Origin of the sequence: Streptomyces megasporus, from assembly GCF_000718985.1 — a bacterium.
Lineage (GTDB): Bacteria > Actinomycetota > Actinomycetes > Streptomycetales > Streptomycetaceae > Streptomyces > Streptomyces megasporus.
In genome coordinates, this window is sequence record NZ_JODL01000022.1 from 17,679 (window position 1) to 33,988 (window position 16,310).

Genomic DNA, 16,310 nt, shown 5'->3' on the forward strand with positions numbered 1-16,310 from the left:
CACGGTGTACGAGGAGGGTGGAGATTCCATGGACACCGTGTCGCGACTTCCCGATCCGGTGCGGGCGGCGGCCGTCCGCGCGGTCGTCCTCGTGGCGGTGACGCTGGTGCTGGTGATGATCGCCGTGCTGTGCTCCCTCGCCATGGTGTGGCTCGCCCTCCCGATGGTGCTGGCCGCGGTGGCGAGCACGGTGGTCACCACCTGGGGGGTGCTGGACGTGTGGGTCACCAGACAGATGTGGGTCCAGCGCAACGGGGTGGTCTCCACCCCCGGCAGCGTGGCGCGTGAGCGCGGCCCGTTCCGCCGCGGACGGCGGACCTCCTCGTCCGGGGAGGCCGGTGGTCGGGCGGCGCGGGGCGCGTCCTGACCTCCGGACCTCCCCCGGACCTCCGTGGCCGCCGGGACCGCGACCGCCGGGACGGGGGGCGCGGCGCGTCGGTCAGCCGGACACCGTGGCGCTCCCGGCCCGGGACTCCCGCGGCCGTTCGGCGTGCTCGGGGCGGCGGAACATCCGGGTGGCCGTGACCTCGCCGTGCACCGGCTCGGCGTCCGGATCCCGCTTGGGCAGTCCGGGCCGCAGGTGCTCCTCGACGCTGATGTACTTCAGCCCCGCCCGCAGGTCGGCGTCGTTGCGCAGCCGGATCACCAGCGGGAACTCCGCGAGTGCCGTGGTGTCGAAGAGGCCGGTGGTGTAGATGAGCTGGACGCCGAGCGCGTCGGCGACCGCCCGCTGGAGCTCCAGCAGGTAGGTGGCGTTGGCCCGGCCGATGGGGTTGTCGAGGAAGAGCGTGCCCGCGTGCCGGTGCTTGTCGCGACCCCGGTCGTTGCTCCGCAGGGCGGCCATCGTGCAGTACAGCGCGATGGCGGCGGTCAGCAACTGGCCGCCGGAGAAGACGTCGCCCATCTGCCCGACCGGCACCCGCTCGGCGCGCAGCACGGCGTCGGGCTTGAGGATCTCCACCGCCACCCCGCGTGGCTGGAGGGCGGCGTGGACACCGCGCAGCAGCAGCGTCATGCCGTCCCGACGCAGGTCGGAGTTCCGGCGGACGGCCGAGCGGGTGGCCTCGTCGATCACCTCGCCCAGCCGCTCGGTGAGGGCGGCCTGGTCCGGGTCCTCGAAGCGGATGCGCAGGAACTCCTGCCCGGACCACTCCCCCAGGCCCTCCGGGAGGCGGGAGAGCCGCTGCGCGGAGCGGAGGGTGGCCAACGAGGACTCCACCAGGCCGCGCAGCCGGTCGACGATGCTGTCGCGGTTGCGCTCCAACTGCTCCAGTTCGTCGGTCAGGACGCGCAGCCGGGGTTCGAAGGCCGCGGCCCAGGAGGCGGAGTGGTCGGGCAGGGCCGCGGAGGGCAGTTCGCGGATCTGCTGACGGGCCGGAGTGCGCACCTGCTCGTAGCGGGTGGCGTTGGCGTGCCGCACCAGCACGTCGCACGCCTCGCGGACCGCCGCCTCGGCGGCGGTGAGGTCGGCGGCGCAGCCGCGCAGGGAGCGGCGGGCCTCGGCGGCGGCGCGGCGGGCCGCGTCCAGGGTGTCGGCGTACGGTTCGGGGTTCGCCGCCCCGTTCCCCTGGCCCGCCTGCCCCGATCCGTTCGTGCCGTGGGGGTCGCGCAGCAGGTCGCGGAGCATCGCGGCCAGTTCGTCGAACGCGCCGGCCGCGTCCTCGGCGGTGCGGTGGGCCCGTACCAGTTCGGCGTGGGTGTCGCGCGCCGCCTCCAGGGCGTCGGCGCGGGCGGCCAGTTCGGCGTTGGCCTCCCGCAGCAGTGCCTGGGCCTGTTCGGCGTCGGCGGGCACCAGCTCCTCGGGCAGCTCGGTGTGGGCCTCGCCGTTCCCGGGCGCCAGACGTTCGGCCTCGCCGCGCAGCCGGCCGAGCTGTTCGCTGGCGGCCGAGGCACGGGACTCCAACATGTGAACCAGGGCCTCGGCGCGGGCGGCGGCGGCCTGCCGGGAGGGCCCGTCGGCGCCGTCGGGCCCCTCCAGAAGCTGGGCGGCACGGGTGCGGACCTTGTTGGTGAGCCGGTCCAGGGCGGCGCGCGCGGCGCTCTCGTCGCCCTCGGCGCGGGCCTGTTCGGCGCGCAGGTCGGCGCCGACACCGACCTTCTCGTAGAGCTGGGAGGCCGCGCGGTAGGCCTCGCGCAGGGCGGGCAGGGAGGCCCGCGGCTCGGTGGAGGGTTCGGCGTCGGCCCCGTCCGCCGCCTCGCCGAGCCCCTCGGGGGCGTCGGGCGCCCCCGCGATCTCGGCGCGTTCGCCGCGCAGCGCGCGGGCGGTGCGGCGGGCGTCGTCGGCGGCCCGCTGGGCGGCGCGGCGGTCCTCGTCGGCGGCGCGGGCCCGCTCCAGACAGGCGGCGGCGCGGGCCTCGGCCTCGGCGACCTCCGCGGCCAGCTCCCGCAGCCGCGCCTGCCACGTGGCGCGCTCCCGCAGCCGGAAGGCGAGCCCGGTCAGGGCGTCGGCGGAACGGCGGGCCCGCTGGGCGCGCTCCTGCCGTTCGTCGCGTACGCGGGCGGCCTCGGCCGCCGTCTCCTCGGCCTCGGCGGCGGCCGTACGGGCCTCTTCCAACTGTCGCCGGGCCGTCTCGGCGACCTCCGCGGCGGCGTGGGCGCCGGCGGCCAGCTCGGCCAGGCGGCCGGGCGGGCAGCCGGTGCGCCAGGAGGCGAGTCGGGCGGCCAGGGACCGGTCGGCGGAGAGCCGTGCCGCCAGGGCGCGGATCTCCTCGTCGCGGGCGCCGGCGCGCTCGCGCAGTTGGCGGCGCTCGGTGTCGGCGGCGCGCTCGTCGTGCATGGCCGGGTTGGGCGGCACGAGGAAGACGCCGTCGTCCTCCCCTCCGTCGGGCGGGGGGACGGGGGCCAGCAGCGCGGCGGCGGTGCCGACGGCGACGGCGGAGCGGGGCAGCAGGGCGGCGCTTCCCAGGACCTCGCGGGCCCGGGCGTGGCTGTCCGGGTCGGTGATGACGACGCCGTCGACCAGTTCGGGGCGGGCGGCGAGGACGGCGGCGTGGTCCGCCGGGTCCACGGCCTGGGCGAGGTAGCGCCAGCCGGGGAGGGCGGGGATGCCGTGCTCGCCCAGGTACTCGACGGTGGCCAGGACGTCGGGGCCGGGGGGCAGCAGCCCGCCGTCGCCGAGGGCGCCGAGGATGCGGGCGTCGTCGGCGGCGGCGGTGCGCAGGTCGAACAGTCGGCGTTCGGCCGCGGCGATGGTCTCGTCCAGCAGGTCGCGCAAGGTCTCGGCGTTGCGGTCCAGTTCCCCGGCGTCGAGCGCGGCCGATCGGCCGGCCCGGTCGGCGGGCTCCTGGGTGCGTTGGCCGGGCACCGGGGAGCCGTCCGTGTCGGAACCGGGCAGGCCCAGCAGCTCGACCAGGCGCTCCTCCGCGCCCAGGGCCTCGGCGGCACGGCGTTCGGCGGCGTACACGGCGTCGGCCGCCTCGGCGGCGTCGGCGGCGCGGGCTGCGGCGAGTTCGGCGCGGGTCAGGGCGGCGGCGGTCTCCCGGGCGCGCTCGGCGGTGCGGCGCGCGGTCTCCCTCGCGGTCTCCCAGGCGGCGACGGCGGCCTTCTCGGCGTCGCCGGCGGCCAGCGCGGCGCGGGCCGGATCGACGTCGGACGAGGAGCCGTCCAGCCAGCCGGCCCGTACCGCCTCGGCCGTCTCCTGCTCGACCTCGGCCAGGCGTTGGCGCAGGTGGTCGCTCTCGCTGCGGGCGCGCTGGGCCTCGGTGGCGGCGGTGGTGGCGTCGCGGTGGGCGGCCTCGCCCGTGGCCTGGAGGGCGGCGGAGCGCTCCTCCTCCTCGGCGGCGAGGTGTTCGGCCTTCTCCGCCGCGGCCTGCAGGGCCCGCACCAACTCCCCGGCGGCGCGGGCCCGGGCGGCCAGGGCGGGGGCGGCGTCGCGTTCGGCCTCGCGGATGGCCGCGGCCACCCGGGCGGCCCGGTCGGCGGCGGCGCGGTGGGCCAGCACCGTCTCGGTGGCCTGCCAGGCGGCGTGGAGGGTGCGGGCGTCGCTCAGTTCGCGGCGCTGGGCGGCGGCGCCCTTCTCGGCGGCGGCCAGGGCCAGGGAGGCGTGACGGTAGGCGAGTTCGGCGGCGATGAGCGCGGCGCGCTCGCGGCCTCGTTCGGCGGCGGTGACGGCGTGGGCCGCCTGGTCGGCCCGCTCGGCGAGTTCGGCGGCCCGGCCGCGCTCCTCGATGCCTCGGGCGGCCAGCCGCCGGGCGAGGGTGCGGGTGCGCTGCTCGGCCCCGGCGTGGACGGCGCGGGCCGTCTCGCGGCGGTGCGCGGCCTCGGTGATGCGCCGCAGCAGGTCCAGGGAGCCGGCGGTGAAGTCGCGCTCGGCGGTGAGTTCGGCGCGGCGGCCGAGCTTGTGGGCGAAGCCGTGCACCAGGTCGGCCAGGCCGTCGGTGTCGCGGGTGTCGGTGACGGCGCGCAGCAGCAGGTCGGTGAAGTCGGAGTCGTTCTTGACGGCGAAGAGTCCGGCGGCCTCGCCCTCGTCGGCGTTCATCTCCCGCTGGTAGCGGAAGAGCTCCGGGTCCAGGCCGAGGTTGCCCAGGTGCTCGTTCCAGCGCTCGTGGACCTCTTCCCAGACCACGTCGAGGTTGGGGTAGGCCTTGCCCGTCTCGACCAGGACGTCGCGGAAGCCCTTCATGGTGCGGCGCCGGCCGCGGGCGGCGGAGGTGCCCTCGGGGACGGGCCCGACCGCGGTGGACTCGGCGACCGGCAGGGAGTCCAGGCTCAGACCGGGGCCGGGCCGGAAGCTGTACCACGCCTCGGCGAACTTCCGCGGGTCGTTGGAGACCTGCCGGCCACGCCACTCGCTGACCTTGCCGACGACGACGGTCTCGCCGGTGACGGTGTGCTGCCACTCCAGGGCGACGTGTCCGCAGTCCTCGGCCAGCAGGAACTTGCGGAGCACGCCGGAGCTGGCGCCGCCGAGGGTGTTGCGGTGGCCGGGCAGCATCACCGAGAAGATCAGCTTGAGCAGGACGGACTTGCCGCCGCCGTTCTCCAGGAAGAGGACGCCCGCGGGCGCGGGGCGGCGCGGAGGCCCGACCGGCTCCTCCTCGAAGAAGTCGCCCTGGGCGGGGGCGGGGCTGGGCACCGGATCGCCGACCCCGCGCAGGTCCAGCACGGTGTCGGCGTAGCGCGCACCGGCGGGCCCGATGGAGTAGAGGCGGATCCGGGACAGCTCGTACATGGCGGGACTCTCGTCGCTCGGGGTGGGGTCAGCTACGGAAGGGCAGTCCGGCGTCGACGGCCGTGTCGGGGTCGTCGGCGTCGGAGGGCGGCAGCAGGGTGGCGCTGCCGTCGCTGATCGGGACGATGCCCAGCTCCAGCAGTTCGGTCATGGCGGCGCTGCCGGCCATGTCGCGCACCTGGAGCTGGTAGCGGGCGGTGGTGCGGTAGGTGCCTCCCGCGTCGTCGCCGGTGCGCTGGAGGAAGCCGGAGTCGGCGAGGAAGGCGGCGGCCTTGGCGACGATCCCGGTGGTGGAGCCGGCCAGGCGGCGGGCGTCCTTGGTGGCTCCGGTGGAGCTGCGCCGCGCGTACACCCGCCAGGCGGCCTCCAGACCGGGCGCGTCGCTGACCGGGTCGGTGTTCTCCCCCTCCCGCTCGGCTCGCTCCTCCAGCCGTCGGCAGGCCTGGCGGACGAAGGCGTCCACGCCGTTGACGGTGATCCGGCCGACGTAGCCGTCGTCGGCCAGGTCCTCGGGGCGGGGGAAGGCCAGGGCGGCGATGGCCAGGTGGGCCAGGCCGTGGAGGAAACGGTCGACGGAGTCGGCGGCGGCCCGCCGGGCGTAGTCGCCCAGCCGTACGGCGAAGACGGAGTCCTCGGCCGCGGTGACCACCATCCCGGCGCGGGAGGAGACCTCCAGCACGACCAGCCCGAGGCCGGTGGCGACGGCGTCGGCGAGCCGGGCGAAGGCGGGATCCTCCCGGTGGCGCCGCAGCAGGTCGGCGTACTCGGCGTCGCGGGCGGGCAGCAGTTTGGGCTGGAGCCCGAAGGAGACCAGCCGGGCGGCGTCCGCGGCGTCCGCGGGGGTGACGTGGGTCGATGACGGCGCGGGGGACGGCGCGGGGGGCTCGAAGGGCGCCGTCGGGGAACCGGCGGAACCGGCCTCGCCGTGCCCGTCGGAGCGTCCCTCGAACCGCTCGCCGCTCTCCGGCGTGCCCTCCCCCTGGTGGGGCCCCCGGGGTCCGTACTCGTATCCGTACTCGCCGTACTCGCTCACGACGCACCCTCCGTGCGGTCCGCTGCCATGCCCGCCGCGTCCAGCAGGGCGGTGCCCACGACGAGGTCGGCGCCGCCGAACTCCGGGTCGTCCAGTTCCGTGCCGTCGTCCACGGCGAACAGCAGCCGCCGCTCGCCCTGCCGGTAGGCGGTGCCGACCGGGGGGCTGGCGGCGTGGACCGCCAGCAGGGCCACCAGGTACGGCAGGTCCGGGTCGCGGCGCCGGGCCTCGGCCAGCAGGCCCGACAGGCGGCGCGGGGCGTCCGGGGGCAGGTCGAGCAGTTCCCTGGCGGCCTCCAGTTGCTCCTCGGTGAAGCGGCTGTCGTCGGGGGTGGCGACCAGGTCGGGCTCGGGCATCTCGGCGCCCAGGTGCTCACGGGGGGCGGGCGGGGTGAGGAGCATCTCGGTGAGGTCCCCCAGGCGGACGGCGGCGGGGGCGCGCAGCCCGGTGCCGCGGGCGAAGAAGGCGTCGGTGACCTTCGTCGCCCGCTCCACGGGCAGCGGCAGCACCGGGGCGAGGAGCTGCCCGTACACGTCCAGACCGGCGCGGGCGGCGGGCGGGGCGAACGCCTGGCGGTCCTGCTCGGCGCGGAAGAGCGGGCCGGCCTCCAGCAGTCGGGACTGGAGCTGGGTGTGGCGCCGGATGCAGTCCTTGACGATGTCGACCAGTTCGGCGGCGCGCAGTTTGTTCTCCGCGCTCTCCGCCTCGTCGCGCGCCCGACGGATGTTGGTGAGGATGGCGTTCTCGTGCCGGTAGCGGTCGGCCACGTGGTCGAGCGCCTCGGCGATCAGGTCGGGCACGGTGTTGAGCCAGTCGACCGCGCGGACGTTGCGCCGGGTGGCCTCCAGGGTGCGGCGCAGCGTCTCGGCGTACTGGACGGTGCGGTAGCGGGCCTGCTCGGCGGCGAGCTGGGCGTCGGCGAGCCGGCCGCGGCTGACCAGCACCTCCAGCTTGACCTCGGCGGCGATCTGCGCGCTGGTGACGTCGGTGTCCAGGGCGCCGACCAGGACGTTGACCGCCTCGTCAGTGGTGCGCAGGTAGACGCCCCCGCCCGGACCGGGCACCTCCTCGATCAGCTTGAAGTCGTAGTCGCGCCGCACGTACTCCCCGTCGGGGCCGAAGGTGCCGTAGACGGCGCGGAAGCCGCGGTCGACGCTGCCGACGTTGATCAGGTTCTCCAGGACCCAGCGGGCGACCCGCTCGTGCTCGGCGGCGGGCCGGTGCGGGGCCTGGGCGGCGACCCGCGGCAGCAGCCGGGCCACGATCTCCTCGTGGTCGGCGCCGGTGTCGAAGTCCATGTGCAGGGTGACCAGGTCGATGGCGGCCAGGGCCACCTCCGCCATCGCGTACGTGCCGTACTCCCCGGCCAGGTTGGCCTTGCGCGCGTCCAGGTCGTGCAGGGGCGCGGTGCACGCGAGCGCCCTGAGCCGCCGGGCCAGGCCCTCGTCGGCGGCCGGGCCCGGTGCGGGGCGGACGGCACCGGGGGACGAAGCGGATACGACTGTGGTCACGTGGCACAGATTAGGCGCTGCCACCGACAAGATCGAAACGGCGAGGGGGAGCCCCCTCGGGGCGGCGCCCGTCGGGCGGACCGTCCGGGTCAGCGGGCCGCGCCACCGGAGCCGAGCCTGCCGCGGACGGCGCTCTGCACCCCCTCCTCCTCGGCCGGGTCGGTGGCGAGCCGGCGCAGGCGTTCCACGACCCGGACGTCGCCGGTGGTGGCGTGGCGGGCGGCGATCTCGCGGGTGGACTCCTCGCAGTCCCACAGGCACTCGATGGCCGGCCCCGCCGGGAAGGACGCGTCGGTGGCGGCCAGGGCGCGGGCCGTCCGACCGCGCAGTTGGGAGGAGGTGGTCTCGCGGTAGACGTGGCGCAGGAGGGGGACGGCGCACCGCACGGTCAGCCGGCCGGCGCCGTCGATCAGCGCCCCCAGGACCGGGGAGTCGGCCCCCTCGGCGCGGACGGTGCGCCGCAGGGCGGCCAGGACCGTTCCGGTGTCGTCCCGGCCGCCGTGGCAGGCGAGCATCACGGCCGCCGCCGTGCCCAGTCCGTCCTCGCGCCGGGCCCATCGGCGGGCCCGGTCCACGGCGGCCGTGCCGCGCATCCGGGAGAAGGCGGACAGCGCGGACCGCGCCACGGCGCCGGACGGGTCGTCCACGGGGTCGGCCGGCTCGGTCGCGGCCCTCTCGATCAGGTCGAGGACGTCGGGGTCGCCGCGCTCGGCGAGGTGGCGCAGGGCGACGGCGCGCGCGGCGGCGGGACCGCCGCGGGCGGCGGCGAGCAGTTCGGGGCGGTCCTCCGGCCCGGCGACCGCGGCCAGACAGCGGGCCGCGGCGGCCTCGCGCCGCTGTGGATCGCCGTCGGGGGTGTCCTGTCGGGCCCATTCGAGCACCTCGCGCACGCTCCAGCCGGGGCGTGGCCCGGTGGGGCGCAGTTGGCGCCGCCACCGGTCGAAGGAGCCCTGTTCACGGGCGCGCTCGATGCGTCTGGCCTGGGCCGGGCGGGCCGGGTCCTCGGCCCACAGCCGCCAGGGCCGGGGTTCGTAGGCGTCCCGGACGGCCGCGGCCAGCGCCGCCTCGCCCTCGGGGGTGTGCGGGAAGCGCGCCAGGACGGCGGGGCCGAGCGAGCGCAGTCCGGCGTCGTCGTCGCGGACGGCCAGCTCGTCCAGGGCCCACTGCCAGTTCGCGCCGTGCGCGGTGTAGCGGCGCAGCAGCAGCAGCGCGCCGCGGTCGCCGTAGGAGGCCAGGTGACCGAGGACGGAGAGGGCCAGGCCGGTGCGTTCCTCGGCGGTGTCGACGTGGTCGGTGGGGTGGAAGAGGTGGTCCTCGATCTCGTCGAGGCCGGCGTCGAGGTCGCGGTGGAGACGCGCGTAGTACAGGGAGCGGTGTTCAAGCTGCCAGTCCTGCCGGGGATCGCGCCGCAGACACCGGCCCAGCGCGGCGAGCGCCTCCGCCCTCGGGGCCGCGAGGGCGTGCAGCGTGCCGTCGCCGCGGCCTCTCTGGAGGAGGCCCAACAGCGTGCCGCTGGGCGCTATGTCGGAATCGACGGAATCGGCGAACATAGGGTCAGCATCCGGTGTGGGGTGCGGGGCCGGCAACGGGATTTCCGTCGCGCGCCGTTCTCGCCGGTCAACCGCCGCTTCCCCTCCCGTCTCCCGCGGTTTCCCACGGTTCTCCCACGGCGTCGTCGTGCCCGGCCAAAGCGGGCGCTCCGGCCGCCGAAGGATACCGGGAGCACGGCCCCACCGCGCCTGCCGGAACGGAAACGGAACCATCGGCTCCGGTCCCGCTCGGGTCCGTGCGGGACGACGCCCGACCGGGTGGGGCCCCTCGACGCGGCTCCGGGCCGCCTACGCCCGCACGCTCCCGCCCGGCCACCGAGGGGTCGGCACCGAGCCCGTACCCGGCGTCCTGGGGGCCGTGGGCAGGGCGAGCGCGATCTCCTCGCGCAGGTCCTCGACCCTGGTGTACCCGGCGTACCGCCCGGTGAGCCGGTACATCTCCCGCAGCCGGTCCCAGGTGCGGTGCGAGGAGGTGTTGCCGATGGTGACCAGGGCCAGCCGCGCGTAGCGGTCCGCCTGCTCCGGGTCGTCGGCGATGAAGCAGGCCGAGGCGAGCGAGATGTAGTCGAGGATCTTCGACCGCTCGCGGCCGTTCTCCCGTTCCCGGTACCTCAGCGCCTCCTTGGCGTGCTTCTCGGCGGTCTTCGCCGCCGAGGGCTCGTGCTCGGCGAGGGTGCGGTACGCCAGCGCCTGCATCCCGTGCAGGTCCGCCTCGCGGAAGAGTTGCATCCAACTGGGCGACGGCACGTCCCCTCTGTCGGAGACGAACAGCTCCTCGGCCTCGCCGAGCGTGCGGCGCATCGCCTGGCCTTGTCCCATGGACGCCTGGGCCCACGCCTCGATGGTGTGGAGCATGGCGCGGGTCCGCGGCAGGGTCTCCTCGCCGCAACCGGCCTTGGCCAACTGCATCAGGTCCAGGGCCTCGTCGGGCCGTCCGAGGTGCACCATCTGGCGGGCGGCCCGGGAGACGGCCTCGCCGGCGCGCGGCCTGTCGCCGCTCTCGCGGGCCGCGTGGGCGGCGATGACGAAGTACTTCTGGGCGGTGGGCTCCAGGCCGACGTCGTGCGACATCCAGCCGGCGAGCACCGCCAGGTTGGCCGCCACGGCCCACAGCCGCCGTTGGATGTGCGCGGGGTGGCGGTAGGCGAGCATCCCGCCCACCTCGTTGAGCTGGCCCACCACGGCCTTGCGCTGGAGGCCGCCGCCGCGTGCCGCGTCCCAGGCCCGGAAGACCTCCACGGAGCGTTCCAGGGCGTCGACCTCCTCGGACCCGACGGGGGCCGCCTCGTAGCGGTCGGAGGAGACGGGGTCGGCGACGAGGGGGGCGTCGGAGCGGGCGATGCCGTCGATCGAGGTGGGGTCGGTCCGGATCCAGTCGTACAGGGCGCCGCTGAGCGCCGATCCCGCGGTGAGCGCGGCACCCGCGCCCACCAAGCCGCGTCGGTTGAGCATGAGGTCCATTCCCGTGAATTCGGTGAGGACCGCGGCGGTCTGTTCGGGGGCCCACGGCAGCCCGTGGACGGACTGCCGCCTCCCTGCCGGCCCGGATCTGCCGAACCCGAGGTCCTCTGTGGTCACGACACGGCCGAGTCGCTCGGTGAACAGGGTCGCCAACACCTTGGGCACGGGGTCGCGCGGGGTCTCCCCCATGTCGATCCACCGCCTCACCCGGGAGGTGTCGGTCGCCAACTGCGGATGGCCCATGGCCGCCGCCTGCCGGTTCACGAGCCGGGCGAGTTCACCCTTGGACCAGCCGGTGAGGTCGAACAGGTCCGCGAGACGGGTGTTGGGTTCCTTGGTCACGTCAAGCCCCCAGGATCTCGGCTGAGTCGACAGTAGCCGTCACCGGATGCCGGTTTGAGGGCCCGTGAACATTCGCCAGGGTTCGCCAGGGTTCGCCAGATGGTGCGCAACCCGTGCGCGGGTGTGCTGTAGAACCGCGCCACCCCGTTCGGTTCCGGGTCCGGCATTCCCCAGGGTGCCCACGGCACGGTCGGCCGGGTGGCGCGACATCCTGTCGGCACACGAAGGGATCCGGCTCGCCCATGCATCCAACACCGTCTCCCGTGTCGGCCCCGCCCCGCCCGCGGGCGCGACAGCCGTACGGCGCCGCCCACCCCGAACCGGTGCGCACGTCACCGACGTTCGGCGTCCCTCGGCCGCGCCGCGCGCACGCACCCGGGGTCCCGCCGACCGGCGCGAGGCTGGACCTGTCCGGCCCGCAGGGGGCGCGGCTGCGCACCGCCATCGCCTCGGTACACCGGGTCTGCCCGGAGTTCCGGCCGGCACAGGTGATGCGCCGCGGCGGTCACTCGATGGTGCTGATCGGCACCGTCGGCCGGGGCCCCGCCCTCGCCAAGTGCCTGCTGGACCACTCCCCCGAGCAGGCCGAGCGGTTCCGTCACGAAATAGCGGTCTACCGCACCTTCGTGCGGCACCGCCCGCCGGTGCGGGTGCCCCGGCTCATCGCCGCGGACCCGGACGCCTGCGCCCTGGTCGTCGAGCGGACGCCGGGCCGCCCGGTGGCCCTGCAGCGCCACCCTCTGGAGCCGCCGTCCCACGCGGACCTGCGCGCCGTGCTGGGCGCGGTCCGCCGGGTGAACGCCTGGCAGCCGCCCGCGGGCCGGTTCGAGGCGCAGATCGACTACGGCCGGAGGATCACGCACTACCACGAGTCGGGGCTGTTGACGGACCGTGACCTGGGGGACCTGCGGAAACTGTTGCACGGCCTGGCGAGGGGAGGCGGCCGGGGGCAGTTCTGTCACGGTGACGCCCTGCTCTCCAACGTGTTGCTGTCCCCCAGCGGGGTGGTGCTGGTGGACTGGCGGCACGCGGGCTGGTACCTGCCCGGCTACGACCTCGCCACCCTGTGGTCGGTGCTCGGGGACAGCCCGATGGCCCGCCATCAGATCAGCCGGCTCGCCCAGGCGGCGGGCCGTGACGCGCGGGACGCCTTCCTGGTGAACCTGATGCTCGTCCTCACCCGCGAGATCCGCACCTGCGAGACGGCCGTGCAGCGCGCCATGCGGGACCCGGCTCCGGCCGGGGAGTCGGAGCGGCCCGGTCGGATGAGCTCGGGCGAGGAGCAGCGGCTGCTGCTGCGCCGGCTCCACGACGACTGCGCGATGGCTCGCCGCGCGGTGCGGGCGGCGGTCGGCACCCGGTGAGGTCCGCCGGGGTCGACGGTCCTCCTCTCGGTGGCCGCGGGGGCGCCACCGGGCCGGCCCTGTGACGCCTCGCGGGCTTGGGGCCCGTACGGGGGGAAACCCTCGTACGGGCCCCGTGACGTGTGCGGGTTCGGTGTCGGGAGGGGCCGTTGACGGGCCGTCCGGCGGCGTCCGCCCACCCCGAAGGGATTCCGGCGCGGGCGATCTCGCCGCTGCCGTACACGGTGAAGGCGGGCCGGGCGTACGCGCCGGGGCCGAGGACGAAGGGCGAGTACCACCGGATCCGGCTCGGGCACCGGGCGGCGTTCGTCAGGGCCGCCGACGTCACGGTGCGCCACGCGGGGCGGTGACGGACGCCTCCCGTCACCGCCCGGGCGTCACCGCCGGAACGGCTCTCACTGCCGGAACAGCTCCGCGGGCAGCGGCTTCAGGAGCTGGTAGAGGTCCTCGGTGATCGGCCGGTCCCAGGTGGCGATGGTGACCAGCACGTTGTCGCTGCGGTCGAACTGGACGCAGGAGATCCTGCTCTCGGAGCAGATGATCCGCCGCACGATGAGCAGGTTGTCGTTGAGCATCACCGGGCTCTCCTCCGTCCCGGTGACGGTGACCTCCTCGTCGTTCTCCAGCGCCGCCAGCAGTTGCTCCACCTCGAAGGGCACCTGGTCGTCGGCCCGCTCGCGGGCCGGGGACCCCTCGGGCAGGTTGCCGATGACCATGGCCGGTCCGCGTCCGCCGAACAGGTCGTAGCGCAGGAACACGCCCTGGCAGCTCCCGTCCGGCGCGGGGAGCAGTCCGGCGCCGAGATTGCCCGGCCAGTCCCCCGGCTCCATGGCCAACACGTCGAAGTCAGGTCCGGCGGGGGTGGGGGCACTGCGGCGGCGGAGAAACGACATGCGGCCATGGTACGGGGCCGCCGGCCGGAAGGAGCGGCTGCCCGCTCCCGTTCCGCGACCGGTTCGGCGGTCGGTTCGGCGACCGGTTCCGCGGTCGATTCCCCGGCCGGCTTCCCGGCCGTCCGGGAACCGCCCTACCGCGGCTCCAGCACCCTGGCGAGCCCGGCCCGGTCGGTGCCGAGTTTGAGGTAGACGGCGGAGAGCAGCCGGGTCACGGCCTGCTCCTTCACGTCCATCATCCGGGCGACCTCCGGGTCCGTCAGGCCCCGCGCGGCCCACTCGGCGGCGGCGCGCTCGCGTGCGGTCAGCTCCTCGCTCCGGGCGTACCGCAGTTCCAGGGGGCGCAGCCCGGCGGCGGTCAGCTCCGCGCGGGCGCGTTCCACCAGGGCCTCGGCGCCGCAGTGCGCGGCCGTCTCCAGTCCCCGGTAGAGCTGGTCGGCCGCCTCCTGCGGCAGGCCGGCCCGGCAGAGCGCGGCGCCGTGGTCGACCAGGGCGCGGGCCAGTTCGTACGAGGCCGGGGAGCGTTCCAGGTGTTCGACGGCCTCCCGCAGGATCTCCGCCTGTCGCGGTCCGCCGGTCGCCTCGGCGGCGACCCGCAGCGCCTGGCCGATCGCGGAGGAGGCGCCGAAGTGGCGGGCGCGTTCGACCGATTCCAGGGCGTGGATCGCCGCGTGTTCGGGGTCGGTGTCCCGCACGGCGAGCGCGAGGTGCTGCTGCCAGGGGCACCAGGACGGGTTGCGCATGCCGCGCGGGTCCAGACGCCTGCCGGCGGCGGTCAGTTGACGCTCCGCGTCCCGCGGGAGGCCGAGGGCCAGCAGCAGCTCGCCGTGGACGGCCTGGGCGTCGGGGTAGACGACGGCCCGGGGAACGCGGGCGCCGTAGTCGTACCGCCGAGCGATCTCCTCGGCCTCCCCCGGACGTCCGCGGGCGATCAGGGTCTGGATCAGGGTGCCGATCGCGGCGAGTTGCGCGGGGGCGCCGGAGCCCACCCGGTCGGCGATCCGGAGCCCCTCGCGCACCAGGCTCTCGGCCTCGCTCAGCCGGCCCCGGCGGTAGCGGATGTAGCCCAGGAGGGTGAAGCCGAACGCCAGGTGGGAGCCGCGCCAGCCCTTCCGTTCGCACTCGGCGATGCCGTCGGCGAAGAGTTCCTCGGCGCGTCCGGGCTGGTCGCAGTAGAGGTACGTCAGGCCGGCCATGGCGGGCACCTCGAAGCCCCAGTCCTCGTCCGTCCAGCTCAGGCCGGATCCCAGGGCCTCCTCGGCGAAGCGCAGGGCGTCGCCCGCGGGCTCTCCGCGCACCACCGCGTCCCAGGCGCGCAGGCCGAGGACGTACCGCTCGGCCATGCCTCGGCCGGTCAGGTGGTCGGCGAGCCGGGCCAGGCGGCGGGAGCGGGCGGGCGAGTCGGGTTCGTCGGCGCGGAAGGCGTTCCACATGAACTGTTCCGCGCGCATCCGCAGCCGGGTGCGGGCGGTGGTCGCCCGTCGCGCCTCCTCGGCGACGAGTGCGGCGGCCTCGTCCATCCGGCCGCTGTGCCCGAGCGCCTGGGCCAGACGGCAGGTGACGGCCTCGCGCAGGGCGGGGCCGAGTCCGGGTTCCTCCAGGGCCGCCCGGAGGTGGTTGACGGTGGTGGCGGGTCGGGTGAGGAGGGCGGAGCGGCCCAGTTCGAACAGGACGGACGCCCTCTCGCCCGGTCCCGGCGGCTCGCGCAGGGCGCGTTCCAGACAGCGTCGGGCCGCTTCGGGCGCTCCGGCGCGCAGGTACTCGCGGGCGGCCTTGCGCAGGGTGTCGACGACCTCCGGATCGCCTTCCGGGTGCACCTCCAGCAGGTGGCGCGCGGCGGCCGTGGGGCCGTGGCCCGCGTCGGCGACGGCCGCGGCGGCCTGGCCGTGGAGGGCGACGCGCAGGGCGGCGGGGATGGCCTGGTAGACGGCGGTGGCGATCAGCGGGTGGAAGAACCGCAGCGGTTCGTCGTCCGCCGTGCCGCCGGCGAGGATGCGGGCGACGTGCAGCCGGGCGCGTGCCTCGGCGGCCTCCTCGGTCGCCAGTCCGGCGACGTCGGCGGCCAGGGTCGCGGGTATCTCGGTGCCGAGGACCGCGGTGGCCCAGGCCAGTCGGACGGCGGCGGGTCCCAGCGTCTCCAGGCGTTCGACGAGGCCGCTGCCCCGGAGAGTGCCGGCGAGGTCGCGCAGTTCGGCCGTGTTCTCCCGTCGCGGCTCGAGGCGGCGGTCGGCGATCTTGGCGGTCAGTTCCACCACTTCGAAGGGGTTGCCGCCGGTGACGGTCCAGCACTCGCGGCAGAACGCGTCGTCGGCGGTGGGGCCGAGCGCGTCGCGCACCAGGCGGGTGACCGCCCGCGGGGTCAGGGCCGCCAGGTCGAAGGGGCGTGTTCCGTGCCGGCCGGCCAGTGAGCCGAACGGGGCCGTGCGGTGGGGGTGGTCGTCGGGGCGGTAGGCGACGACCACCAGCATCGGCAGTTCCGCGACGCGGGGCGCGAAGGCGGTCAGCCAGGCCAGGGACTCGGCGTCGATCCAGTGGGCGTCGTCGAGGGTCACCACCACGGGGCGGTTCCGCACGACGAAGCGGGTGACGACCCAGTCGAGGCCGTCGCGCACGCCCTGGGGATCGGGTGCGCCGCCGCCGTCGGGGGCGACCAGGCCGACGGCGGGCGCCACGATGTCGTACCAGCTTCCCAGCAGTCGGCGGTGCTCCTCCTCTCCGACGGTGGCGAGGAGCGGTTGGACGAGTTGGCGGACGGTGTGGAAGGGCAGGTCCTGTTCCTGCTCTCCGCCCCGCGCGGACAGCACGGTGCAGCCGCGTGCGCCCGCGCGCCGGCGTACTTCGGTCAGGAGGGCCGTCTTGCCGAGCCCGGCCGCTCCGGCGAAGGCGAGCAGGTTTCCCTCGCCCTCGGCCAGCTCGGTCAACGCGCCGTCCAGAGCCCTCAGTTCGGACTCGCGCTCGAACATCGTTCGGTGCATCGTCCCTGCTC

Annotated in this window: 10 protein-coding genes; 3 read left to right on the forward strand and 7 right to left on the reverse strand. The window is 75.8% G+C overall.

Annotation, left to right across the window (positions count from 1 at the left end; genetic code table 11):
- The first annotated feature begins 28 nt into the window (after positions 1 to 28).
- Positions 29 to 367 carry a hypothetical protein gene (locus tag IF47_RS0118615; RefSeq protein ID WP_037732930.1) on the forward strand — a complete coding sequence of 113 codons (339 nt, stop codon included), beginning with the start codon at positions 29 to 31 and terminating at the stop codon, positions 365 to 367.
- Between the two features lie 72 nt (positions 368 to 439).
- Here the strand turns inward: IF47_RS0118615 and IF47_RS0118620 are convergent, their stop codons facing one another.
- From IF47_RS0118620 to IF47_RS0118640, 5 genes are all read right to left on the reverse strand, one after another.
- Complete coding sequence (locus IF47_RS0118620; RefSeq protein WP_031509978.1) at positions 440 to 5,170, reverse strand: hypothetical protein; 4,731 nt, start codon at positions 5,168 to 5,170, stop codon at positions 440 to 442.
- A gap of 28 nt (positions 5,171 to 5,198) precedes the next feature.
- Positions 5,199 to 6,203: a hypothetical protein gene (locus tag IF47_RS0118625; protein WP_031509979.1), complete on the reverse strand. Its 1,005-nt coding sequence runs from the start codon at positions 6,201 to 6,203 to the stop codon at positions 5,199 to 5,201.
- A complete protein-coding gene (locus tag IF47_RS0118630) occupies positions 6,200 to 7,714 on the reverse strand; it encodes a hypothetical protein (protein WP_245641163.1) in 1,515 nt (504 codons plus the stop codon). The genes IF47_RS0118625 and IF47_RS0118630 overlap by 4 nt, the downstream gene beginning before the upstream one ends.
- Before the next feature lie 89 nt (positions 7,715 to 7,803).
- Positions 7,804 to 9,264, reverse strand: a complete 1,461-nt coding sequence (locus IF47_RS0118635) for a hypothetical protein (RefSeq protein ID WP_031509981.1) — start codon at positions 9,262 to 9,264, stop codon at positions 7,804 to 7,806.
- A 288-nt stretch (positions 9,265 to 9,552) separates the two neighbouring features.
- The gene (locus tag IF47_RS0118640) at positions 9,553 to 11,067 is read right to left on the reverse strand and encodes a DNA-binding protein NsdB (RefSeq protein WP_051717858.1); all 1,515 of its coding nucleotides are present in this window, start codon (positions 11,065 to 11,067) and stop codon (positions 9,553 to 9,555) included.
- 242 nt (positions 11,068 to 11,309) lie between these two features.
- Here IF47_RS0118640 and IF47_RS0118645 point away from each other — a divergent pair, with 242 nt between their 5' ends.
- Positions 11,310 to 12,431 carry an aminoglycoside phosphotransferase family protein gene (locus IF47_RS0118645; RefSeq protein WP_031509983.1) on the forward strand — a complete coding sequence of 374 codons (1,122 nt, stop codon included), beginning with the start codon at positions 11,310 to 11,312 and terminating at the stop codon, positions 12,429 to 12,431.
- 149 nt (positions 12,432 to 12,580) lie between these two features.
- Positions 12,581 to 12,781 (forward strand): hypothetical protein, encoded by a 201-nt coding sequence (locus tag IF47_RS30290; RefSeq protein WP_031509984.1) that lies wholly within the window; start codon positions 12,581 to 12,583, stop codon positions 12,779 to 12,781.
- A 45-nt stretch (positions 12,782 to 12,826) separates the two neighbouring features.
- Here IF47_RS30290 and IF47_RS0118655 read toward each other — a convergent pair whose 3' ends face one another.
- Positions 12,827 to 13,324, reverse strand: a complete 498-nt coding sequence (locus tag IF47_RS0118655; RefSeq protein WP_031509985.1) for a hypothetical protein — start codon at positions 13,322 to 13,324, stop codon at positions 12,827 to 12,829.
- A gap of 134 nt (positions 13,325 to 13,458) precedes the next feature.
- Positions 13,459 to 16,299, reverse strand: coding sequence for an ATP-binding protein (locus IF47_RS0118660; RefSeq protein WP_031509986.1), 2,841 nt, complete (start codon positions 16,297 to 16,299; stop codon positions 13,459 to 13,461).
- Positions 16,300 to 16,310 lie beyond the last annotated feature (11 nt).

Bases quoted from the DNA above. Each gene is read 5' to 3' on its own strand.
- IF47_RS0118620 (WP_031509978.1), bottom strand. From the start codon at position 5,170: ATGTACGAGCTGTCCCGGATCCGCCTCTACTCCATCGGGCCCGCCGGT.
- IF47_RS0118660 (WP_031509986.1), bottom strand. From the start codon at position 16,299: ATGCACCGAACGATGTTCGAGCGCGAGTCCGAACTGAGGGCTCTGGAC.
- IF47_RS0118615 (WP_037732930.1), top strand. From the start codon at position 29: ATGGACACCGTGTCGCGACTTCCCGATCCGGTGCGGGCGGCGGCCGTC.
- IF47_RS0118635 (WP_031509981.1), bottom strand. From the start codon at position 9,264: ATGTTCGCCGATTCCGTCGATTCCGACATAGCGCCCAGCGGCACGCTG.
- IF47_RS0118655 (WP_031509985.1), bottom strand. From the start codon at position 13,324: ATGTCGTTTCTCCGCCGCCGCAGTGCCCCCACCCCCGCCGGACCTGAC.
- IF47_RS0118645 (WP_031509983.1), top strand. From the start codon at position 11,310: ATGCATCCAACACCGTCTCCCGTGTCGGCCCCGCCCCGCCCGCGGGCG.